At 40.1% G+C, this 21,792-nt stretch carries 19 protein-coding genes and 2 tRNA genes; 5 read left to right on the top strand and 16 right to left on the bottom strand.

Translation table 11 applies throughout. The annotated features are described in order from the left end of the window. The 7 genes from aroB to NE363_RS01510 all read right to left on the bottom strand — a co-directional run bounded on the left by aroB (position 1) and on the right by NE363_RS01510 (position 6,858). Positions 1-1,083: a 3-dehydroquinate synthase gene (gene aroB / locus NE363_RS01540; RefSeq protein WP_445535703.1), complete on the bottom strand. Its 1,083-nt coding sequence runs from the start codon at positions 1,081-1,083 to the stop codon at positions 1-3. Between the two features lie 28 nt (positions 1,084-1,111). Beyond that, entirely contained in the window at positions 1,112-1,681 is a 570-nt protein-coding gene (gene aroK / locus NE363_RS01535; protein ID WP_004705195.1) for a shikimate kinase AroK, read from the bottom strand. Between the two features lie 11 nt (positions 1,682-1,692). Continuing rightward, positions 1,693-3,819, bottom strand: coding sequence for a type IV pilus secretin PilQ (gene pilQ / locus NE363_RS01530; protein WP_445535702.1), 2,127 nt, complete (start codon positions 3,817-3,819; stop codon positions 1,693-1,695). A 61-nt stretch (positions 3,820-3,880) separates the two neighbouring features. Next, a complete protein-coding gene (locus tag NE363_RS01525) occupies positions 3,881-4,408 on the bottom strand; it encodes a pilus assembly protein PilP (protein WP_445536349.1) in 528 nt (175 codons plus the stop codon). A gap of 10 nt (positions 4,409-4,418) precedes the next feature. Beyond that, entirely contained in the window at positions 4,419-5,159 is a 741-nt protein-coding gene (locus NE363_RS01520; RefSeq protein ID WP_445535701.1) for a type 4a pilus biogenesis protein PilO, read from the bottom strand. After that, positions 5,156-5,800 (bottom strand): PilN domain-containing protein, encoded by a 645-nt coding sequence (locus NE363_RS01515; RefSeq protein ID WP_445535700.1) that lies wholly within the window; start codon positions 5,798-5,800, stop codon positions 5,156-5,158. The genes NE363_RS01520 and NE363_RS01515 overlap by 4 nt, the downstream gene beginning before the upstream one ends. Then, on the bottom strand, positions 5,800-6,858 hold the full coding sequence (locus NE363_RS01510) for a pilus assembly protein PilM (RefSeq protein ID WP_445535699.1): 1,059 nt from the start codon (positions 6,856-6,858) through the stop codon (positions 5,800-5,802). Before NE363_RS01510 ends, NE363_RS01515 begins: the two co-directional genes overlap by 1 nt. Before the next feature lie 161 nt (positions 6,859-7,019). Between NE363_RS01510 and ponA the strand changes: the two genes are divergently transcribed. Continuing rightward, positions 7,020-9,575: a penicillin-binding protein PBP1a gene (ponA, locus tag NE363_RS01505; protein WP_445535698.1), complete on the top strand. Its 2,556-nt coding sequence runs from the start codon at positions 7,020-7,022 to the stop codon at positions 9,573-9,575. Positions 9,576-9,591: 16 nt separating this feature from the next. Here the strand turns inward: ponA and NE363_RS01500 are convergent, their stop codons facing one another. The 9 genes from NE363_RS01500 to NE363_RS01460 all read right to left on the bottom strand — a co-directional run bounded on the left by NE363_RS01500 (position 9,592) and on the right by NE363_RS01460 (position 19,168). Further along, positions 9,592-10,416, bottom strand: a complete 825-nt coding sequence (locus tag NE363_RS01500; RefSeq protein WP_240287622.1) for a putative RNA methyltransferase — start codon at positions 10,414-10,416, stop codon at positions 9,592-9,594. 2 nt (positions 10,417-10,418) lie between these two features. Next, the gene (locus tag NE363_RS01495) at positions 10,419-10,751 is read right to left on the bottom strand and encodes a DUF7709 family protein (protein ID WP_240287620.1); all 333 of its coding nucleotides are present in this window, start codon (positions 10,749-10,751) and stop codon (positions 10,419-10,421) included. A 60-nt stretch (positions 10,752-10,811) separates the two neighbouring features. Continuing rightward, positions 10,812-11,930, bottom strand: coding sequence for a phospho-N-acetylmuramoyl-pentapeptide-transferase (gene mraY, locus NE363_RS01490; protein ID WP_004705178.1), 1,119 nt, complete (start codon positions 11,928-11,930; stop codon positions 10,812-10,814). Then, positions 11,931-13,331 (bottom strand): UDP-N-acetylmuramoyl-tripeptide--D-alanyl-D-alanine ligase, encoded by a 1,401-nt coding sequence (locus NE363_RS01485; protein ID WP_445535697.1) that lies wholly within the window; start codon positions 13,329-13,331, stop codon positions 11,931-11,933. It lies immediately after the preceding gene. Positions 13,332-13,339: 8 nt separating this feature from the next. After that, positions 13,340-14,839, bottom strand: coding sequence for a UDP-N-acetylmuramoyl-L-alanyl-D-glutamate--2,6-diaminopimelate ligase (locus tag NE363_RS01480; protein WP_437256392.1), 1,500 nt, complete (start codon positions 14,837-14,839; stop codon positions 13,340-13,342). Between the two features lie 3 nt (positions 14,840-14,842). Beyond that, positions 14,843-16,675, bottom strand: a complete 1,833-nt coding sequence (ftsI, locus tag NE363_RS01475; RefSeq protein ID WP_019457882.1) for a penicillin-binding protein PBP3 — start codon at positions 16,673-16,675, stop codon at positions 14,843-14,845. An 11-nt stretch (positions 16,676-16,686) separates the two neighbouring features. Further along, positions 16,687-17,019 (bottom strand): cell division protein FtsL, encoded by a 333-nt coding sequence (ftsL, locus tag NE363_RS01470; RefSeq protein ID WP_004705170.1) that lies wholly within the window; start codon positions 17,017-17,019, stop codon positions 16,687-16,689. Then, complete coding sequence (gene rsmH, locus NE363_RS01465) at positions 17,019-17,942, bottom strand: 16S rRNA (cytosine(1402)-N(4))-methyltransferase RsmH (protein ID WP_100290800.1); 924 nt, start codon at positions 17,940-17,942, stop codon at positions 17,019-17,021. The genes ftsL and rsmH overlap by 1 nt, the downstream gene beginning before the upstream one ends. 227 nt (positions 17,943-18,169) lie before the next feature. Then, positions 18,170-19,168 carry a sulfate ABC transporter substrate-binding protein gene (locus tag NE363_RS01460; RefSeq protein ID WP_445535696.1) on the bottom strand — a complete coding sequence of 333 codons (999 nt, stop codon included), beginning with the start codon at positions 19,166-19,168 and terminating at the stop codon, positions 18,170-18,172. A gap of 399 nt (positions 19,169-19,567) precedes the next feature. On the opposite strand from NE363_RS01460, the gene NE363_RS01455 reads away from it, so the two are divergent. The 4 genes from NE363_RS01455 (at position 19,568) to NE363_RS01440 (ending at position 21,727) form a co-directional block, all read left to right on the top strand. Then, the gene (locus tag NE363_RS01455; protein WP_311086534.1) at positions 19,568-19,867 is read left to right on the top strand and encodes a DUF4179 domain-containing protein; all 300 of its coding nucleotides are present in this window, start codon (positions 19,568-19,570) and stop codon (positions 19,865-19,867) included. Between the two features lie 117 nt (positions 19,868-19,984). Further along, complete coding sequence (gene gltX, locus NE363_RS01450; protein WP_445535695.1) at positions 19,985-21,493, top strand: glutamate--tRNA ligase; 1,509 nt, start codon at positions 19,985-19,987, stop codon at positions 21,491-21,493. Between the two features lie 57 nt (positions 21,494-21,550). Continuing rightward, a tRNA-Ala gene (locus NE363_RS01445) sits at positions 21,551-21,626 on the top strand. A 25-nt stretch (positions 21,627-21,651) separates the two neighbouring features. Then, positions 21,652-21,727: transfer RNA gene (locus NE363_RS01440), tRNA-Glu, on the top strand. Positions 21,728-21,792 lie beyond the last annotated feature (65 nt).

Below are 21,792 nucleotides of genomic sequence, written 5' to 3'. Positions count from 1 at the left end.
TTATCCGTGTTGATTTGCCAAAATAGCTTGCTTCATCAATTCGACATCAAAGTCCTTAGTAATGACAGCTTGTCCAAGTTGTTTTAATAACACCAACCGTAATTGCCCATTGAGAACTTTTTTGTCATGCGCCATGTATCCAAGGAAATCATCCAATGGAATTTGTGGACATGATATCGGCAAATTCGCACGTTGAATGATTTTTTTTGTACGTTCTACATCTTCATTTGAGATCCAGCCCAAACGCTGTGATAAATCTGCTGCCATAACCATACCGGTTGCAACAGCTTCACCGTGTAACCAAGTACCATAACCAAGATATGACTCAATCGCATGACCGAAAGTGTGGCCTAAATTAAGTAAAGCACGTTCACCTTGTTCTTTTTCATCATTGGCAACGATACGCGCTTTGTGAGCACATGAACGATAGACAGCTTCTGCAAGTAAATTAGCATCTCTCGCAACAAGCCCATCCATATTTTCTTCAAGCCATACCAAGAAATCGACATCACCTAAAAGAGCATATTTAATCACTTCAGCTAAACCTGCTGAAAGTTCACGTTTTGGTAATGTATTGAGTTGCGCCATATCAGCCAGAACAACTTGCGGCTGTTGAAAAGCACCTAACATATTTTTACCAAGCGGATGATTGATTCCTGTTTTTCCACCAACACTTGAATCTACTTGTGAAAGTAATGTGGTAGGAACCTGAACAAAGTAAACTCCACGCTGGAAACAAGCAGATGCAAAACCAGCCATATCTCCAATCACACCGCCACCTAAAGCTAAAACGGTACAATCACGGTTAAAACCAGCTTCAAGTAATGCATCAAAAATTAAATTTAGATGTTGAATATCTTTGTATTTTTCACCATCAGGCAAAATACAAGTCGCAACTGTTTTACCTAAACTTTTTAAAGCTTCCTGATAGTGGCTTAAATATAAAGGCGCAACCGTCACATTACTGACTATCATGACCTGTTGACCATGAATATAAGGCTCTAGTAATTGTTTCGGGTCAAGTTGACTACCAATAAAAATAGGATAACGGCGTTCGCCTAATTCAACATGTAATGTTTGCATGAATTTATAAAACCACTAGTCAGTTTGTCTATTTTAGCTTGTTCGATAGAATAAGTTGCAAAATCTTTTGTGCGAGATCACGTGCAGCGCCTTGATTCGTTTCAATCGTATAATGTGCAACTTCACGATACAAAGGGTCTCTGATCTTTAATAGGTCTCGCAATTTCTGTTCAGGATTTTCAACTTGTAATAATGGTCTGTTTTTGTCGCGGTAGGTTCTTTGTAATTGTAATTCGACAGGTGTATAGAGATAAATAACTATTCCGCGTTGCTTTAAAAATTCTCGGTTAGGCGCTTGGGTAATTGCTCCACCACCTGTTGCCAACACCAACGCTTTACGTAAGGTCAGCTCATTTAAAACCACAGTTTCACGAGTTCGGAACCCAACCTCCCCCTCCTTTTCAAAAATCCAAGGAATAGTTGCCCCTGTCTTGCGCTCAATTTCATGATCACTATCTAAAAATTCACGCCCTAATAGTTCTGCTAAATGACGTCCAACGGTTGTTTTTCCTGCCCCCATGGGCCCTACCAAATAAATATTTGGTAGGGTTTCAAACGCTTTGCTTGGCAAGGCGCCACCTATTTCAATTGCTTTCATTGAAAAATATATTAATGATTTCTCGCCAAAGTGTCATTAACAATTCGTGGTGTTACAAAAATCAGTAACTCTTGTTTATCATCAGACTTTACATCTTTTCTAAATAAACGCCCAACCAAAGGAATATCCCCAAAGAAAGGAACTTTAGTTTGGGTATTTGTCGTTGTTTGCTCGAATACACCACCTAAAATGACGGTTTCTCCATTATCAACCAGCACATTGGTATTAATATTATTCTTATTCAGAATTAACTCACCATTTGGTGCTTCACCCGCCACAGAATCCTTTGAAATATCTAATTTCATTTGAATTTTACCGTCAGGCGTAATGCTAGGCGTAACATCCAGACTTAAGAGCGCATCTTTAAATGACGTTGTTACTGTTGAACCAGCACCAGAATTGGTTGTTGATTGGTAAGGAACTTGTTGACCTGTGGCAACTTTCGCAGTTTGCTTATCGGCAGTCATGACTTTAGGGGTTGAAATCACCTCACCATAACCATCAGCCTGTAAAGCTGAGAGTTCAAGATCCAACATAAAGTCAGACATACTGATAAGACCAAAGGCAATACTTCCCGCCGGATTAGAGACTCCCAAATCGACGTTTAAGTTATCTGGACGTTCGATGGTATATTTATAGCCTCCAGTAGTTTCATCTTTTTTAGGGTCACGTAAATTCCATAAAGTTGTTTCACTACCACCAACCAATAAATTTTTATTATTAGTAATACCTTGTGAAAGAATACCCCACTTTACTCCAAGTTCTTTAGTAAATGACGTAGAAGCTCTAACAATACGTGCTTCAACCATCACCTGCTTAACTTGCACATCAAGTAGTTCAATCATTTTACGAACTTTATCAATATTTTGTGCTGTATCATTTACAATCAAAGTATTAGTCCGACTATCAGCAACAGCACTACCACGTGAACTTAATAAACTCTCCAACGCAAGAGAATCAGAGTTTGCGGTACGATTTGCAACTGCACCTTTACCATTACGAGTATCTTCAATCAACTTAAGCACATCAGTCGCTTTCGCATAACTCAAACGAATATAATCTGTTTGGATTGGCGCTAACTTAATCGTTTGAGCTAAGGCTTTTGCCTCATCATCTTCTGCTTTAATTAATTCAGTAACAGGAGCAATCCAAATTACATTTCCATTACGACGTTTATCAAGATTTTTAGTTTTTAAAATAATATCTAGTGCTTGATCCCAAGGTACATCTTTCAAACGTAGCGTGATGTTACCTTGCACACTATCAGCAGCCACCATATTGATGCCTGTAAAATCGGCAAGCAACTGTAATACACGACGCACTTCAATGTCTTGGAAGTCTAATGAAAGCTTATTACCAGAATAACTTGGTGCTTTATACGAAGCTGATGTACTTTTATCTTGTGGACGTTTCAAACTAATTGTGAGCTTATTTTCAGCTTGATAAGCCATATATTCATAACTACCAGATGACTGAATTGTGATTACACCAGCACCTTTTTCATTATAAGCATCAATACTTGATACGGGCGTTGCAAAATCATTTACATTTAAACGACGTGCTAAATGTGTCGGAATCTTTGTACCTAATGTTCTTATAACAACCTTACTGCCTTGTTGTTGAACATCTACAGGCGTATTACTTCCCAAAAGATCGACAACAACTAAACCTTCTCCCTGACTACCACGCTGAAAGCCAATATTTGAAACACCTTGTGGTTGTGCGGTAGCTGCTGGTATCGGCTTATTCGTTGTTTGAGCTGAATTAATTTTTAGAATGAAAGTATTGCCTTCCACGCGCGTTGTAAAAGCACCAGCATCTTTTAGATTTACGGTTAAGCGTGAACGCACATCATCTGAAGTCACATCAACGGAACTTGCTTCATTCGTTGCAACAGCAATTTTAGACTGCTTTAAACTTTGTTGTGCCTTATCAAAATCTAGTATTAAACGCGAAGGATTTTCAAGTTGGTAAGCTTGTGGCTGTGGAGGCAAACCATTAAACATGACTCTAATTTCTGTACCCTGACCTGCAATTTGCGTTGGTACAATATTGGTCATGCTGACCTGTGCAGATGCAGCCTGCATAATTGCAATCGCTACAGCCCCCATAGAAAACTGACGGAATACCTGATTCATTGTCTGACCATCCCCAATAAATAATCTTTAAAAATACTTTTTCGTTGTTATTCCCTAAATATTAGGGTGCAGGCCCAATCAAGACCAATGTTCTCGGTCTTTCGACATAGCCTTCTCGACCATCTGGCACAATCTCGACCAAATCAATCTGAGTCGGGCTAATCTGGGTAATACGGCCCTGATTCATGCCCATATAGTTGCCCACTTGTACGCGTTCGATTTGCTGATCTGGCGTCTGGATGAGAGCTAATATTTGACCACGACTATTCCGCATGCTTCCTTTCATACTTAAAGCCTCAAGTGCATAACTTTCTAATGGCTGTGACGTACGTGAGAAATTTGGATAAACCCGTTTTCCAGCCATAATTTTGAGTTCAGCAGCCAGTGAGCTTGGCATAAATGGGCTTTTCAATTGATGAGCAGCATAATTAAATTGTGGTACAGGAGTAAAAATAGGTGCTGGTTCAATAGCTAGCGGCGGTTGATTACGGATATTTGCCATTTGCTGATTGACTGCATCAATTCTTGAATCACATCCTACAAGAGCAGCACAAGCCAAAATATAAAGAGTAATTTGCTTAATTTTCATCATAACTCTCCTATTTCGGCTGAGCAGCCGTGCTAGTTGAAGCAGGTGTTGTTGGAGTTTGGGTCGATTGCTTCGCTGTATCTGTTGCTTCTACATAGCGATAGGTTTTCGCTTTGATAGAATAGTTCAATACAGGAATATCTGACTTGCTGTCTTTAGTTTGAGATACATCAACAGTAAAATCATGCATGGTTACGATACGCGGCAACGCAGCAATACTACTCACGAAAGCTCCAAAGGCGTGATAATCACCTGTGGCTTCTATCGAAATCGGTTGTTCAATAAAGACTTCCTGTTTTACTTCATTTTCTAAGCGAATATTTTTAAATTTCAATCCAGACTTCACACCCGTTAAATTGATATCTTCAACCAAACTAGGAATCTCGGTTTCTTTAGGCAACTGCTCTAATTGCTGATTAAAATTTGCCTGCATCTCTTGAAGTTGGACTTGATACTGTTGCAAATTACGTAATTTCGAATCTTTTTCTCGAAATTCGTTTAACAAGTTAGTTTCCTGAGCTTGAGCATTATCAATTGCTTGTAGCTTTGGCTGAATAGCAACAAAATAACCCAAGGCTAATACAGCAAAGAAAATAAAAATCCAGCAAGTAATTTTTACAGATATGGGCCAACTACCGTAGTTGTTCATATCCAGCGTATTAAATTGTTGAAGGAATTTATCGAGATTAAATTTCTTTTTCTTTGAAGCCGATTGCTCTAATGATAACTCGTGAAGTTCATCTTGACTCATTTTGCTGCCCCCGTATCTTTAGCTACGGCTGGTTTATCAGCATTATTATCAGCTGTGGTCACGCCCATTTCCCCTAAATCGACAGTCACAACAAAACTACCGTAATTATCTTCTACCCTAGGAAGAAGAGAACTTGCTGCCTTATCTTTTTTATCTTCAGTCGCCAAGAAAGAGTTCATAAAAGCATTTCGATACCAAGGAGATGCTTCAAGATTACGCAGTAGTTCAGCTACCGTATTTGGACTTTCAGCTTTACCTTCAATCGTAAATTTATCCCCAGTTCGGCTAAATTTCGTTAAATACATTGCAGGCGGCGTGACTCTTACTAACTCATCAACCAGTCTTACCACGACTGGACGCTGACTCTGTAAATCTTGAATCAATTTCATACGCTCAATGATGGCATCACGTTGTTCTTGTAAACCATTTAATGCTTTTAATTGCTGATCAAGGTTTTGGTTAGTACTTGTAATAAGTTGGTTTGCCTGCGTTTGATCATCTAATTTATGATCAAAATAGAACCACCCCCCAAATACGGTTGTAATTCCTAACACAACCACCCCAAAGCATAACGTTATAAATTGTTTTTTTCTTTGCTCCCTCAGCTCTTCACGCCAAGGTAGTAAATTAATTGTTGCCATTAATCAAAACTCCTTAAAGCCAAGCCACACGCCACCATTAAAGATGAGGCATCATTTTCAATTTTTTGAACGTCGACTTGAGGAGAAAAACCCATCTGTAAAAATGGATTGGCAATAGTGACACGGTAACCTAATTTTTGCTGCAAAAGCTTGGCAAGACCTGGAATATTCGCATTTCCGCCTGCAAGCAGAATATGGTCTATTTCGTTAAACTGAGATGAAGAAAAGAAAAACTGTAAAGAGCGGGCTGCCTGCTGAACTACAGCATCTAGAAACGGATCTAATACTTCAATTTCATAGTCATCTGGTAAAGAACGATCTTTTTTCGCTCGACTTGCTTCGTCTAAAGACAAACCATAACGACTTTGAATTTCAAGCGTAAGTTGTTTTCCGCCAAAAACTTGCTCACGGGTATAAATAATTTTGCCGTTTTGCATGACAGACAATGTTGTCATGGTATGGCCAATATCTAAAACCCCTATCGTATTTGCACCCATAGGCAAGCTATCAGCAAACACACTGAATGCGCGCTCAACAGCATAACTTTCAACATCAGCCAATTTAGGATTTAAATCTGCCAACTCAAGAACCTCAACGCGCGTTTCTACGTTTTCCGTTCTTGTTGCGACTAAGAGTACATTTACACGATTTGAATTCGCGAGACGGTCAGGTAGAACCTCAAAATCTAGGCTCACCTCATCCAAAGGGAACGGTATATACTGCTCCGCATCTACACGAATCTGAACTTCACGTTCATCATCGCTCATATCCGCATCCATTTCGATAGTTTTATGAATAACCGTCGATGTAGGAACAGCAATTGCCGCATTTTTAGTTTGGGGATTTGCTACATTAATCGCCCTTTCCAATGCTTCCGCTACTGCTTCTGGATTTAAGATATTTTTTTCAACTACACTGTTTTCAGGTAAAGGCATCAAAGCATAGCTTTCAACCCAATATTTACCGTTCTTGACAGAGAGCTCTAACAACTTAACAGAAGTCGAACTAATATCGACGCCCATTAACCCCTTATTAGGTTTACGATATAACCTGAGCACACTATTGTCCTATTATTTTTTTATCCCCAAAAAAAATTACAAACCAACAATCTCGGTCTTTATTTTTACACGGATACAATATCTCATCTAACAATCCGCATGTCTAAAGGCTATACTGACCACAATTAGTTTGTATTCGATCTTATTAAAGCTTACTTATCATGAAAAAGCTATCCAGTTTGGGCTTCGTGCGTCCAATTTTTTTGATCATTATTATTATCTTAGTCTCACTTCCGATGGGATTTTATGGCATGTATCTCTATATTGCCCCAACCCTCCCGGAAATGAGTTCATTAAAGAAAGCACCACTTCTAAAACCATTACAAGTCTATACAGCCGATAATCAACTTATTGCTGAGTATGGTGGTAAACTTTCGATACCGGTTGAATACAAACAAATTCCTCCTGCTTTTATTCATGCATTTTTAGCTGCAGAAGACTCATCTTTCTTTGAGCATAGCGGTATTAGCTTTAAAGGTTTAGGACGCGCTTTAAGCGAGAGTGTGACTGGTTCCGATGTGCAAACGGGTGGTTCGACTATCACAATGCAGGTCGCAAAAAACTATTATTTAAGTCCCGAGAGAACGTTAAAACGTAAACTTACAGAAATATTTTTGGCTCGAAAAATTGAGCAAAACTTATCTAAAGAAGACATCTTAAGTCTTTATGTCAATAAGATTTTCTTGGGGAAAAATGCGTACGGTATCGCAGCAGCAGCCAAAATTTACTATAACAAAAGCATTAATGAACTTAGCATTGCTCAAATGGCAATGATTGCAGGTTTACCAAAAGCGCCATCCAAATATAACCCTGTTGTTAATCCTGAACGTGCACTTGAACGCCGTAACTGGATTTTAGGCCGTATGTTGCAACTCGGTTATATTTCTCAAGCGGAATATCAAAAAGCTGTGGCTGAGCCTATCAATTTGAATATGCCCAACCGCGACTTAAATAATATTCATCCATATGCTGGTGAAATGGTTCGCTCAGAGCTTGTAAAACATTTTGGTGAACAAGCAATTGACTCAGGTTATAAGGTTTATACAACCATTAATGCCCAACGTCAGGCTATTGCAGAGAAATCTGTACAAGATGGTCTTGAGGCTTATGACAGACGTCATGGTTGGCGTGGCGCAGAAGCACATGATAAACCATTAAGCCAATTTAGAGCTTATGCTAATACCTACCCCGCAGAAGTGACCAAAGTAAATAGCAACTCGTTTGAAGCTTTAATGCAAGATGGTTCAACCGTCACTGTGCAATGGTCTGGTATGTCATGGGCCCGCCCCTATCGTAATGCAAATAGCGTAGGTGGAGCACCTTCACGTGCATCTCAAATTGTTAAAGTGAAAGATATTATTCGCTTACGTCCAAATGAAGCTAAGACTGCATGGTCGTTAGTTCAAGTACCAAAAGTTCAAGGCCAGCTTATTGCAATTAATCCAAATGATGGATCAATTGAAGCGATTGTTGGTGGCTATAATTTTTATCAATCAAAATTTAACCGTGCTTTGCAAGGCTGGCGTCAACCGGGTTCTACCATCAAGCCATTTCTTTATGCTTTGGCACTAGAGCGCGGTATGACACCTTACACCATGGTCAACGATAGTCCGATTACCATTGGCAAGTGGACACCAAAGAACTCTGATGGTCGTTACCTAGGCATGATCCCATTACGACGTGCTTTGTATTTATCTCGTAATACTGTATCTGTAAGACTTTTGCAGACTGTAGGGATTGAACGTACTCGCCAATTATTCATGGATTTTGGTTTACAAGAAGATCAAATTCCACGTAACTACACTATTGCCTTAGGTACACCTCAAGTATTACCAATTCAAATGGCAACGGGTTATGCAACCTTCGCAAACGGTGGTTACCGTGTTCAACCACATTTCATCCAACGTATTGAAGATGCGTACGGTAAAGTTATTTACGAAGCTAAACCAGAATATGCATGTATTCCATGTATTAATGCCCCTGAAACAACAGATGATGCTCAAGCAACCACACCTGATGATCAAGTTGTTGAAGTGACCAATAAAGAGTTGGAGCAGAAAGAAAAAGCAGCAAAACAGCTTAATCTTAAACAAACAGATAAAAATAACAGCCAATATCGACAAGCTCAGCGCATTTTAAAATCAAGCTCTGCTTATGATATGGCGAATATCTTACGTGATGTAATTGAGCATGGTACTGGTCGTGCTGCACTTAAAATTGGCCGTAGTGACTTGGGTGGTAAAACAGGTACAACAAACGATGCAAAAGATGCATGGTTTGCAGGTTTTAATGGCAAATTAGTCGCTATTACTTGGGTTGGTTTCGACCAACCAACGACACTTGGTCGTCGCGAGTATGGTGGTATTGCCGCATTACCAATTTGGATTAACTTTATGGATCAATCACTTAAAGGTACTCCAGCGTCTTGGGTTCGTTTAGAGAAAGATGCTCAATCACCTATTTCTCGTGAAAAACAAGATGTCGCAAGTGAAGTTGGCGATAAGAAAACATATCGCGCAGCGCCGCCATTGGCTCGACCACTTTATCGTCCTGCACCGCCACAGCCTAAAAACACTACTAATGACTTCGATGATTTACCGGGCGAAGAAATTGTAATTCCATCTAAGGCAGCGCCTCCAGCAATGAAGCCTGCACAAGGAGCAGCACCGAAGCGTGACAAAGATGAATTAGAAAACTTGATTAACCAAATTGAGTAAAATAAAAAAGCCATCGTTAGATGGCTTTTTTATTACGCTTTTGAAAAAGATAGATTTGAAAAGATGCCGTTACCTCTAATTGAGAGTGCTGCTCTAACTGCATTCGACGCTCTGGAGAGGCCTTATATGCATATGGCGTCATAGCGATTAGATTTTTTAAAGCCTCTTGGTCAAGTAATAAAGGGGCATCTATAGTTTGCTGTTCTTTCAACTCAAATAAATCTTGCAGTTGTTCAACAAACTTTTGCGGTGTGTGCGGATTGACCTGCTCAAACAGTGCCTCACGCATCGCATATAAATGTTCAGTTGCAGGTGTGACAACAATTAAATATCCATCATCTTTTAGCACACGTAAAATTTCTGCTTGTGGAATTGGACTAAAAAGGCTGGTACACACATCCACACTTCGATCGATTACCGGTAAAGTCGCTCCCGTACCAACAACCCAAGTCACGTTATGATTTAACTTTGCTGCGCGTTGTACAGCATTTTTCGCAATATCTACACCTACACACTGCTCAACAGCATCTTGCATTGCACTTGTGTAATAACCCTCACCACAACCAATATCAAGTACTGATTTAGCTTTAAGCTGCTTTAGCAAAGCAACTACAGCTTGCTGTAAAGGTTGATAATAGCCATCCTGTAAAAAGGCACGGCGCGCATCTACTGACTCAGGTGTATCCCCTGGGTTTTTACTATGTTTATGTTGCACAACATGTAAATTGACATAGCCTTGTTTAGCTACATCATAACTATGTCCTTGCTCACATCGCCAAGTTCGTTCAGTTAAATTCAGGGACTGACGACACACAGGACACATTAAAATTTGCTTAGCCACGTTTAATTATTCTCTTGTTCTTTTTGTTGCAAATAAGTCTTTGCGTGTAGTCCAACAAAGGTGCGGCCTGCATTTGTTCCAGAAATCCATTCATCTACATCAAACAAATCAAATAAACCAATTTTAATTAAAGTCGGAATCGCAATTTTTAATTCCTCTTCAATTTGGCCTCTCTGCCCTGCATTATACAAATCAATATTATGCAACATCGTCGCTACTGTTCCAGTTTGTACTTTACTACCATCTTTAAGTACAACTTGAGGTAATACTTCCCCATCACTAACCACTTTTTGGTTAATTACAGATAATTGGTCTAGCCCAACAACCTTTGTCATTTACCTCTCCAATAAAAAAAGCCAGTAGAAACTGGCTTTATATTGACACCAAAATAATTTCTAGCGCAATTTTAAGGTCATTAAGCCTAATACGACTAGTATAATCGTAATAATCCAGAACCGAATAACCACTTGAGTTTCTTTCCAGCCTTGTTTTTCATAGTGATGATGTAAAGGTGCCATCAAGAAGACACGCTTATTCCTCATCCGTAGCGACCCAATTTGCAGGAATACCGAAACAGCCTCCATCACAAAAACACCTCCCATAATCGCAAATACGATTTCTTGGCGCACCATCACAGCAATTGTTCCAAGCATTGCACCTAGAGCTAAAGCACCCACATCACCCATAAAGACTTGCGCTGGGTGTGCGTTATACCAAAGAAACGCCAAGCCTGCACCAATCATGGCAGAACAGATTACAACCAGCTCTGAAGTATATTTCACATATGGAATATGCAAATAATTAGCAAAACGGATGTCACCAGATAAGTAAGCAAATACACCTAAACCTGAAGCAACCATAACCACTGGCATAATGGCCAAACCATCCAAACCATCAGTTAAGTTAACCGCATTAGATGCACCATTAATGACTAAATAAGTGAATACAATAAATGCTAAACCCAAAGGAACGATAGAAAGTGGAATAGAAAGATTCTTAAAGAAAGGAATCAATAAATCCAACATATTTGCAGTATGTTCTGCATTAGATTGTTCAGTTGCAATTAGATATAACGCAATACCAGCACCGAGTGACGCAATAGAAGTCCAGAAGAATTTCTTACGAGCAGGTAAGCCAGCATTGTCTTTATAGCGGATTTTAATCCAGTCATCTGCCCAGCCAACCGCACCAAACACAACCATCACACCAAGTACAATCCAAACATACGGATTAGATAAATCAGCCCACAACAGAGTACTAATACCAATTGAAAGCAGGATTAGAATCCCGCCCATGGTTGGTGTACCCATTTTTTTGGCATGATTTTCAGGAGCAAACGAACTTACTGCCTGACCGTATTTTAACGCTTGTAATTTACGAATCATGATCGGTCCGAGAACCAAACCAATGGTCAGTGACGTTAATACACTGAGTAAAGAACGTAATGTTAAATAACGAACCACTTGAAACGAACTGTGATAGCCCGCAAGTTGTTCAAACAACCATAACAGCATTTAAAGTTTCTCCATCAAATCAGCCATCAACGTTTCCATATGAGTAAAGCGAGAACCTTTAAACAGGAAACTCATGGACTGGGGTTGATGTGTTTGGATTAGATTGATTAAAAATGGAAGCGCCTCAGCTTGAGTCTGAAATGCGTTCAATTTATTAGAATGAAGGCCTGCACCTTCAAGAGCTGCCGAGGCAAACTGCCCAACTGCAACAATATGGTCTAAAGGAAGTTCTGCAAGATCTCGACCTAAGTCGTGATGCTCTTGCCAACTACTATCGCCAAGCTCTCCAATATCACCCATCACCATGACTTTAATGCCATTTTGCTGAAGTAATACTTGTGCCGCAGCACGCATAGAGGTTGGATTGGCGTTATAAGTATCATCAATAAATAAGTAAGGCGCTTTTTGAATAAAGTTCAAACGACCTTTAGCACCTTGTGCTTGCTCCAAACCTTTTACAATATCTTCTAAGCTAATTCCTAGCGCCAGAGCAAACGCTACGGCTGCCGTTGCATTTTGTACATTATGCTCACCAGCAAAAGGCAATCTTACGAGGCTAGTACCTTGAGGTGTATGTAGCTGAAAATTGGCAGACTGTGGTAGCAGCTCAACTTCTGTAGCAAATACATCACCACCTATACCAAAGCTAGAAATTTGATGATCTTTGGCTGCTTCACGAATCTCGGCAGTGAAATCGTCTTGTTGCGGAACAATAGCAACGCCCTGAGGCAAAATATGACGATAGATTTCCGATTTAGCACGGCAAATGCCATCACGTCCACCGAACTCACCTAAATGAGCAGTTCCAATATTTAAAATGCCCGCGACATGTGGCTGAACGAGTTTTGATGTGTAATCAATTTCACCTTGATGATTTGCACCAAGTTCCATCACCGCGTATTGATGTTCCTTGCGAAGCTCAAGCAGCATCATCGGCACGCCAAGGTCATTATTTAAGTTGCCTCGCGTAATGAGTGTAGGTGCTAAACGTGACAGTATGCTTCCTAGCATTTCTTTTGTGGTGGTTTTGCCACTACTTCCCGTTAAAGCAATCACTTTCAATTGAGCATTCTGTTGACGGCGATAACTACCAAGTTGCCCCAAAGCTAAACGAGTATCAGCAACCACAAGCTGAGCAATATCAATATCTAATGGACGTTCAACAATCGCAATTTGACAACCATTTGCTGCAACTTGTGCAACGAAATCATGTGCATCAAAACGCTCACCTTTTAGTGCTAAAAAGGCATCCCCAGTTTCCGCATGACGAGAGTCCGTCAAAATACGTTTAATTTCAGTTTGAGGGATCTGGTCTTTATGCCAATAACCCTGCGTTGCCTGTTGTAATTGTTGAGCTGTCCACGGTTCCAAAGGCACGGTACTGGTGGTTGAAGTATGCATAATTTTTCCTATTGTGCAGGGTAAGCAGCATCTACCGTATGATGTTGTGCATCAATCGCAGAACGCACTTCAACCACATCATCAAACCAGTGACGCACACCATTAATTTCTTGATAATTTTCATGTCCTTTACCGGCAATCACCACAATGTCACCAGCTTGAGCTTGCTCTGCAACAAATTTAATGGCTTCACGTCGATCATGAATTTCATGCATACGGTGCCCTGAAAAATCGATTCCTTGCTTCATGTCAGTAAAAATCTGTTCAGGGTCTTCTGTTCTTGGGTTATCTGAAGTCAAAATAACCGGATTTGCACCATCTAAAGCGGCTTGAGTCATGAGTGGACGCTTACCACGGTCACGGTCTCCACCACATCCAAATACCGCCCAAAGCTCATTAGAGACATGTCGCTTTAAGGTCTTAAGCACTTGAATTAATGCATCTGGTGTATGTGCATAATCGACTACAAACAATCGCTCATCATCACGAATGACTTGCATTCGGCCTGGGGCACCAATTAATTTAGGAACAAAATTAATTAATGCTTGTAAATCGAAACCAGCTTGCTCAGCAGCTATGAGCGCGGCAATCAAATTTTCAACATTAAAATGGCCTAATAGCGGACTTTCTACCGCAAATGAAGCTTGCAGACATACCAGATTAAAGGTTGCACCAGTCAAGCTATAGCTTAAATCGGTAATGTAATAATCGGCTGTATTTTGAGTTAATGAATAAGTCAAAATTTTAGGTTGCGCTGGATTATTCTGAGCAGACTTAATCATTACATCTGCATGTGCATCATCTAAATTAATAACAGCAATTTTTAATGAATTAAATTGGAACAAACGAGCCTTTGCTTCTGCATAAGCTTCTAAAGTGCCATGATAATCAAGATGGTCACGACTTAAGTTACTATAAACAGCAATTTCAATCTCACAGCCATTTAGTCGCCCCTGCTCAAGACCATGCGAACTCGCTTCTAATGAAGCAAAAGTTGCACCCTGCTTAGCATAAGCATGTAATTCATTTTGCAATTGCAGAGCATCAAGGGTGGTATGCGTAGAAGGAGTCAAGTCTGGCAAAATACCATTACCAGTTGTCCCCATCACTGCACAGCGCTGCTGTTGTGAACTAATTAACTCAGCAATTAAGCGAGAAATAGTCGTTTTACCATTCGTCCCTGTTACAGCAATAATCCTTAATGGTTTAACTGTATCAGTCTGTTGTAAATAACGTTTTTGCCACTCACCCATACGCTGGCGCACATCAGGGCATACCCACTCATTTGCAACACCTAATTCGGTTTCACTAATTACAGCAAGTGCCCCATTTGCTAAAGCTGCTTCAGCAAATGTACGTGTTTTTTCAGGTTGGCTATAACTGGTCAACGCAATAAAAATTTGGCCTGTTTCGATTTTACGACTATCTAAACCAAAGCCATGAAATGGCTGGTGAGGCCATTGTGCATCAATCTCGATTGGATTAATTTCTTGAAAAGAAACAGTCATAGCTTACCTGCGAGTAGGATTCTGTGGAGTATTAAGTGGCTTATCAAGCGGTACGTTCATTAAACGCAGTGACTCTTGCATAATACGAGCAAAAACTGGTGCAGCAACCAAACCACCGTAGTAACGACCTTGTGGATTCTCCACAACCACGATAACTGCTAAACGCGGGTCACTAATTGGTGCAACGCCTGCAAATAAAGCACGATATTCACTATTTGAGTAGCCTTTACCATCCGCACGTAATTTATGAGCGGTACCTGTTTTACCACCTACTCTATACCCCGGGATATTGGCCTGTGTCGCCGTACCACCTGGCATAGTCACTTGCTCAAGCATTAACAAGACTTGATCAGCAATTTTAGGATTTAAAACCTGCTCACCTTTAGGTGCCTGATCCAATTTATGCAAGCTTAATGGCATTTCGACGCCATGATTTGCAAGCATCGCATAGCCTTGTGCCAACTGAAGAATAGTTGCGTTTAGACCATAACCATAAGCCATGGTACCAATTTGAGAAGAGTTTAATTTACTTACAGGAAGTACTAAACCAGCACTTTCACCCGGGAATTTCACTGCAGAACGTTTACCAAATCCAACACGCTTAAAGAAGGTCGGCAATGTCTCTTTCGGAAGTGATAATGCAATTTTTGCAGAACCTACGTTTGATGACTTAATAATGACACCAGTTACAGTCAAAGCCCCGTAGTTATGGGTATCACGAATCGTATGCCAACCCAGACGCATTGAGCCGGGTGAGGTATTTACAATGGTATTCGGCGTATATTGCCCAGTTTCCAAAGCAGATGAAATCGTGAATGGTTTCATGGTTGAACCTGGCTCGAACATATCGATCGCACCACGGTTACGCATAGCATCCTTATTAGACAAACCATTCTTATCATTTGGGTTATAAGATGGCCAACTGGTCATTGCTAAAATCTCACCAGTTTTAACGTCAACTGCAATTGCCGTTGCTGAACGTGCATTATTCGCAACGCCTGCGGCCGTCAATTCACGGTACATAATGTACTGTAAGCGAGAGTCGATACTTAAAGTGATGTTCTCACCCGGCTCGCCCTCACGGATTACTTCAGAAACTTTTAAGCGATTACCGCGCTTATCACGAATAATTTTTTGTTCGCCATCGACGCCAGAAAGCTGTTTATTCAACTGCATTTCCAAGCCCTCGACACCTTTTCCATCACTATTGGTCAAGCCAATAATTTGGGCATTCGGCTGTGGTTGCGGATAATAACGTTTGTAAGTTTTCTCCGCATAGACCCCTTGGAAGTTGCCTTTCATAATAAGGTCAGCTTGTTGCGGTGGAACTTCTTTTTTCAAAACTAGATAGCGAGAACGCGGACGCGCATTCATCTGCTTCTTAAGATCAGCACGGTCAACACCAACTACATCAGCAAGCTCATCTAGGTTTAAATTTTTATCAGGTAGCTGACGTTTTAATTTACGATTTTTTGGATCTTGTTTTAGTTCAGCCGTAATCTGATCGTATAAATGTTTGGTTTCAAAATAATCACGCGGATCCATCACAATTTTCATGATTGGACTACTAATCGCTAAAGGCACACCGTGGCGATCGCTAATCACCCCACGCATAGCTTCTATACGTTCAGTACGCAAAATATTGGCATTGGCCTTATTTTGTAAAAAGTCCTTATTAATGATTTGAACATAAAATGCACGCGCAATTAATACCACAAAACACAGTAGTACCACTGCCCAGAGCAGATAAAACCGCCACATATCAAAGGCAAGACTTGGTTTTTCCGAAATAGACTGCTGTTTTTTTCGTGTTTGCTTTGTTCGCTTATCTACCATACAGCAAGGCCTTACTTATTGTGCTCTGGAGTCATCGGTAAAGAAATTACCACCGTTTCTGCAGCAGGTGGCGAAAACATTCGTAATTGTGTGACAGCACGTGTACCAATTTGAGCAGTAGCACCAAACGTTTGCTGCTCAATCAATAAACGTCCCCATTCAGCATTGAGATCGTCACGTTCACGCATATAAGAGCTTAGCTCTCTATAATCATGACGATACTCAAACACCTGTAATACCACCATCATGGCACTGATAAAAACCACTGCCACCATGACTGCATACACTACGAATTTTTTGACCACTTTTTTTCCTGTGGTTTCGATTTCATCACTGCTTTTCATTACTCGCCTTTTTGTTCCAAGCGTTCAGCAACCCGAAGCCATGCACTACGTGAACGTGGGTTCGCTTTTACTTCTTGTTCACTCGCACGAACCCGCGAAATTTTCTTTAATCTTCTCGTATCAATCTGCTGCTCTGGCATACCCCAACCAGAGTCCTCGGCCAAAGTTGATTCTTTTTGAATAAACTGTTTTATCAAGCGGTCTTCAAGCGAATGGAAGCTGATCACCGACAAACGTCCTTTTGGTTTAAGCAAGTCTACAGCTTGCGGCAAAAACACTTCAATATCATCCAGTTCTTTGTTAATAGCAATACGGATTGCCTGAAAAGTACGCGTAGCTGGATGTTTATGCTTTTCCCATTTTGGATGAGCTGTTTTTACAAGTTCAGCCAATTGTGCCGTAGTATCTAATTTTCCGGCTTGTTTAATTGCTTTCGCAATACGTCGACTATATCGTTCTTCACCGTATTGATAAATGATATTAGCCAATTGTTCTTCTTCAATTTCAAGTAACCATTCAGCAGCCGTCAAGCCTTTAGAATTATCCATGCGCATGTCTAAAGGGCCGTCTTGCATGAAACTAAAACCACGTTCTGCTTGGTCTAATTGAGGAGAAGACACACCTAGGTCAGCCATAATCCCATCAACGCTTTGCACCCCAATTTCCTGCATTTTTTCTTTAATTTCAGCAAAACTTGCATGAATAATGGTAAATCTTGGGTCTTCTTGTGCCAAGGCAGCTGCAACTTCCAAAGCTTGAGGGTCTTTATCAAAAGCATATACTCGGGCATTTTCATCGAGTTTCGACAATAACAAGCGCGTATGCCCGCCTCGTCCAAAGGTTGCATCGATATACACCCCTGTTGTGCGATCTGCCAATAAGCTTTCAACGGTCTCAAAAAGTAAGACAGAAATATGCGACATAGGAGTTAAATCATAGCGTAAAAATGTAACTGCACATTATCACCTTGTTTATGATGAACACCAAACGGCTTTTTGTAGGAAAATATTAATTTTTCATAGAGAAAACCGTTTTCTTTGCATTTTTTAAGCAAAATAAAAAAAGCAAGCTCACCTTTTCAGGTTCACTTGCTTCAATATTAAAAGTTTAAGTAATTTTTAAACGGCTACTCTAAATATATTTATCTCTACTATTTCCCTTCATAAATCTGATCGAAGATGGCTCCATTGGCAAAGTGAGTTTGCTGAGCTTTTGCCCACCCACCAAAAACATCATTAATCGTAAATAATTTAATTTTTGGAAATTGTGCGGCATATTTTGCAGCGACCTGAGGATTACGTGGACGGAAATAATGTTTAGCTGCCAACTCTTGCCCTAAAGGTGAATATAAGAAGTTGAGATAGCCTTTTGCCAAAGTACGGTTACCATCCTTATCGACTATTTTATCTACAATCGCAACAGAAGGCTCTGCCAAAATTGAAATGGATGGATAAACAATTTCATATTTATCTTTATCAAGCCCTTTAGTTGCCAATAATGCTTCATTCTCCCAAGAGAGTAGAACGTCTCCAATTCCACGCTCAGCAAATGTAGTCAGCGAACCACGTGCCCCAGAATCTAACACTTTGACGTTGTGATAAAGTTTTTTAACCAGCTCTTTTGCTTTGGCATCATTTCCACCCAGCTGTTTTAAAGCATATCCCCATGCAGAAAGATAAATCCAGCGCGGTGCTCCACCCGTTTTCGGATTAGGCGTAATAATTTCAACGCCAGGTTTAGTTAAGTCATTCCAATCACGAATATTTTTTGGATTACCTTTCCTAACCAAAAATACAACCGTAGATGTATAAGGTGCCGAGTTATTAGGAAACTCTTTTTGCCAGTTCGGTTGGATATATCCCGCTTTAACAATTTCATCAATATCATTCGCTAAAGCCAAAGTCACCACATCTGCTTGAAGGCCTGTCGCTACAGCTCGAGCCTGTTTCCCAGAGCCACCATGGGATTGTTTAAAATCAACGTCTTGACCTGTACGTTGCTTCCAGAACTTTCCAAAAGCCTGATTATATTCTTGATAAAATTCGCGAGTTGGATCATAAGAAACATTTAAAAATGTAGTCGCAGCCTGTACTGCACTTACGGCTAACCCCATATATGTAGCGACCGCAATTATTGCTATTCTTTTCATTTATAAAAACCAATTTCATTTTTAAACTATACTATATTTTTATGTTTTCATTTTTCCATCAAATACTTATAACAATTCAAGGTTTATTAATCACTTTAAACGATATAAATTTTGCTTAGTTTTTATTCATAATTTCGAAAAGTTTTGTAATTATTCTTATAGTTTATTTATAGTCTTCACTTTATCTACACATTAATTTGTTAAATAATGAGACGTAATGGATACAGATAGGCTACATTTGAAAGATACCAAGGTGAAATAAAGGTGTTTTTTGTAAAAAGTGTGACATAGTTCTACTTTTTTATTAAAATTTATGTTTGAATCGTAGCGTTACCGTAATTTACATTTGGTTAAACTCAAAAAATAGACGAAATGTACGTACTGAGGGGATGAGTAAAAATGAAAACTAAGTATGGAAAAGCTTTGAGTTTGGGTTTGGTGCTCAGTTTTGCATCACAATTATCTGTTGCCGCAGCACTCAAAGATACACCGAGCAAAGGCGTTTCCGACCGTCAGTCTTCGCTTATTGAAAAAGCGCTAGACCAACAAAAACGCAATACTATAGCTTTACCTTCTACAGATGATGAGCTAAAAGTACTTAACACTATTCGTGTGACACCTACTCAAAATTTTCTTGCTGCACAGCATGAACGTTTTTCACGTTTTGTTCAGGCAATTTTCCAGCCACATACTTCTTAATATTTGAAACGGCCCCTCATCGTTTCAAATTAAGCCCAGTCTGCCGTTAAATAAAAACGTCAGAATACTGGGCTTTTTCGTTATAATAGTTTCAATTTTTATTTTGACCCATTATCTATGAAAGTTCGTACTCGTATTGCACCTTCTCCTACTGGTTTCCCTCATGTTGGTACTGCCTACATTGCCTTATTCAACATGTGTTTTGCGAAACAACATGGTGGAGAATTTATTTTAAGAATTGAAGATACAGACCAACTTCGCTCTACACCAGAATCTGAAAAAATGATTTTAGATTCTTTACGTTGGTTAGGTTTAAACTGGTCTGAAGGTCCAGATGTGGGTGGTCCTCACGCGCCTTATCGCCAATCAGAGCGCATGGGAATTTATAAGCAATACGCGTTAGAACTTGTTGAAAAAGGTCATGCTTTTTACTGTTTCGCGACAGCAGAAGAACTAGATCAAATGCGTGCTGAACAGCAAGCACGTGGTGAAACACCAAAATATGATGGCCGTGGCTTAAAGCTTTCTCAAGAAGAAGTCACTCGCCGTCTTGAAGCGGGTGAACCTCATGTCATTCGTATGAAAGTACCAGAAGAAGGTGTATGTAAATTTAACGACTTACTCCGTGGGGAAGTAGAAATTCCTTGGGCACAAGTCGACATGCAAGTCCTTCTTAAAACAGATGGTTTACCAACTTACCATTTAGCCAATGTTGTTGATGACCATTTAATGGAAATCACGCATGTATTACGTGGTGAAGAATGGCTTCCATCTGCACCGAAGCATCAGTTGCTTTACCAATACTTTGGCTGGGAAATGCCAACGCTTTGCCACATGCCATTATTACGTAACCCAGATAAATCAAAATTATCTAAACGTAAAAACCCAACATCAATTAACTACTACCGCGATATCGGTGTTCTACCAGAAGCCTTACTCAACTATTTAGGCCGTATGGGCTGGTCAATGCCAGATGAGCGTGAAGTATTTACCCTTCAAGATATGATGGATCACTTTGATATTCAACGTGTATCTTTGGGTGGCCCAATTTTTGATGTCGAAAAACTCAATTGGTTAAATGGCCAATGGATTAAAGGCTTAACACCAGGCCAACTATTAGACCGTTTGCTTACTTGGAAAAGTGATCGCAGCACTTTAGAAGACATTGCTGCCGCTATTCAACCGCGTATTAATTTAATTTCTGAAGCTGTGAATTGGGCTGGTTTTTACTTTAACCATATGCCACAAATTACAGCCGAAATGTTTGAAAGTAAAAAATTGACTCAAGAACAAGTTCGTCAAAGTTTACAATTTGCAATTTGGCGTCTTGAAGGTCAATTTACTTGGAATAATGACACGGTTAGCCAAACCTTAATGGACTTGGCAAATCAGATGGGTATTAAATTACGTGACTTTATGCCAGCGTTCTTTATTGCAATTGCCGGCTCAACCAGTTCTACACCAGTGATGCAATCAATGGTTACGCTTGGCCCTGATTTAACCTTTGCTCGTTTACGACATGCATTAGAAATTGTTGGTGCACCGAGCAAAAAAGAAGTAAAAATCTGGGAAAAACTCAATGAAAGCTTAAAATTGCCGAAAAATGAAGCAACTAGCGAAGCTTAATTCATTTTTTTATTGACGTGTGGGCGCATTCACCCTAATATTGCGCTCACACAAACTGGGGCCATAGCTCAGTTGGTAGAGCGCTACAATGGCATTGTAGAGGTCAGCGGTTCGATCCCGCTTGGCTCCACCAAGATCCTTTGTGTTTGCCTCATCAAGTCCCTATCGTCTAGAGGCCTAGGACATCGCCCTTTCACGGCGGTAACCGGGGTTCGAATCCCCGTAGGGACGCCATTTTCTTTTTGAAAAATTCATTTTAAAGACTCTTTCGTCACCTTCCTGTCTATTCTTTGACACCT

Source organism: Acinetobacter sp. G18 (assembly GCF_052660225.1).
The sequence above is the reverse complement of the archived record's forward strand: the minus strand, read 5'-3'. Positions and strand labels throughout refer to the sequence as shown.

Bases quoted from the DNA above. Each gene is read 5' to 3' on its own strand.
- aroB (WP_445535703.1), bottom strand. From the start codon at position 1,083: ATGCAAACATTACATGTTGAATTAGGCGAACGCCGTTATCCTATTTTT.
- aroK (WP_004705195.1), bottom strand. From the start codon at position 1,681: ATGAAAGCAATTGAAATAGGTGGCGCCTTGCCAAGCAAAGCGTTTGAA.
- pilQ (WP_445535702.1), bottom strand. From the start codon at position 3,819: ATGAATCAGGTATTCCGTCAGTTTTCTATGGGGGCTGTAGCGATTGCA.
- NE363_RS01525 (WP_445536349.1), bottom strand. From the start codon at position 4,408: ATGAAAATTAAGCAAATTACTCTTTATATTTTGGCTTGTGCTGCTCTT.
- NE363_RS01520 (WP_445535701.1), bottom strand. From the start codon at position 5,159: ATGAGTCAAGATGAACTTCACGAGTTATCATTAGAGCAATCGGCTTCA.
- NE363_RS01515 (WP_445535700.1), bottom strand. From the start codon at position 5,800: ATGGCAACAATTAATTTACTACCTTGGCGTGAAGAGCTGAGGGAGCAA.
- ponA (WP_445535698.1), top strand. From the start codon at position 7,020: ATGAAAAAGCTATCCAGTTTGGGCTTCGTGCGTCCAATTTTTTTGATC.
- NE363_RS01495 (WP_240287620.1), bottom strand. From the start codon at position 10,751: ATGACAAAGGTTGTTGGGCTAGACCAATTATCTGTAATTAACCAAAAA.
- mraY (WP_004705178.1), bottom strand. From the start codon at position 11,930: ATGCTGTTATGGTTGTTTGAACAACTTGCGGGCTATCACAGTTCGTTT.
- NE363_RS01485 (WP_445535697.1), bottom strand. From the start codon at position 13,331: ATGCATACTTCAACCACCAGTACCGTGCCTTTGGAACCGTGGACAGCT.
- NE363_RS01480 (WP_437256392.1), bottom strand. From the start codon at position 14,839: ATGACTGTTTCTTTTCAAGAAATTAATCCAATCGAGATTGATGCACAA.
- ftsI (WP_019457882.1), bottom strand. From the start codon at position 16,675: ATGGTAGATAAGCGAACAAAGCAAACACGAAAAAAACAGCAGTCTATT.
- ftsL (WP_004705170.1), bottom strand. From the start codon at position 17,019: ATGAAAAGCAGTGATGAAATCGAAACCACAGGAAAAAAAGTGGTCAAA.
- rsmH (WP_100290800.1), bottom strand. From the start codon at position 17,942: ATGTCGCATATTTCTGTCTTACTTTTTGAGACCGTTGAAAGCTTATTG.
- NE363_RS01460 (WP_445535696.1), bottom strand. From the start codon at position 19,168: ATGAAAAGAATAGCAATAATTGCGGTCGCTACATATATGGGGTTAGCC.
- NE363_RS01455 (WP_311086534.1), top strand. From the start codon at position 19,568: ATGAAAACTAAGTATGGAAAAGCTTTGAGTTTGGGTTTGGTGCTCAGT.
- gltX (WP_445535695.1), top strand. From the start codon at position 19,985: ATGAAAGTTCGTACTCGTATTGCACCTTCTCCTACTGGTTTCCCTCAT.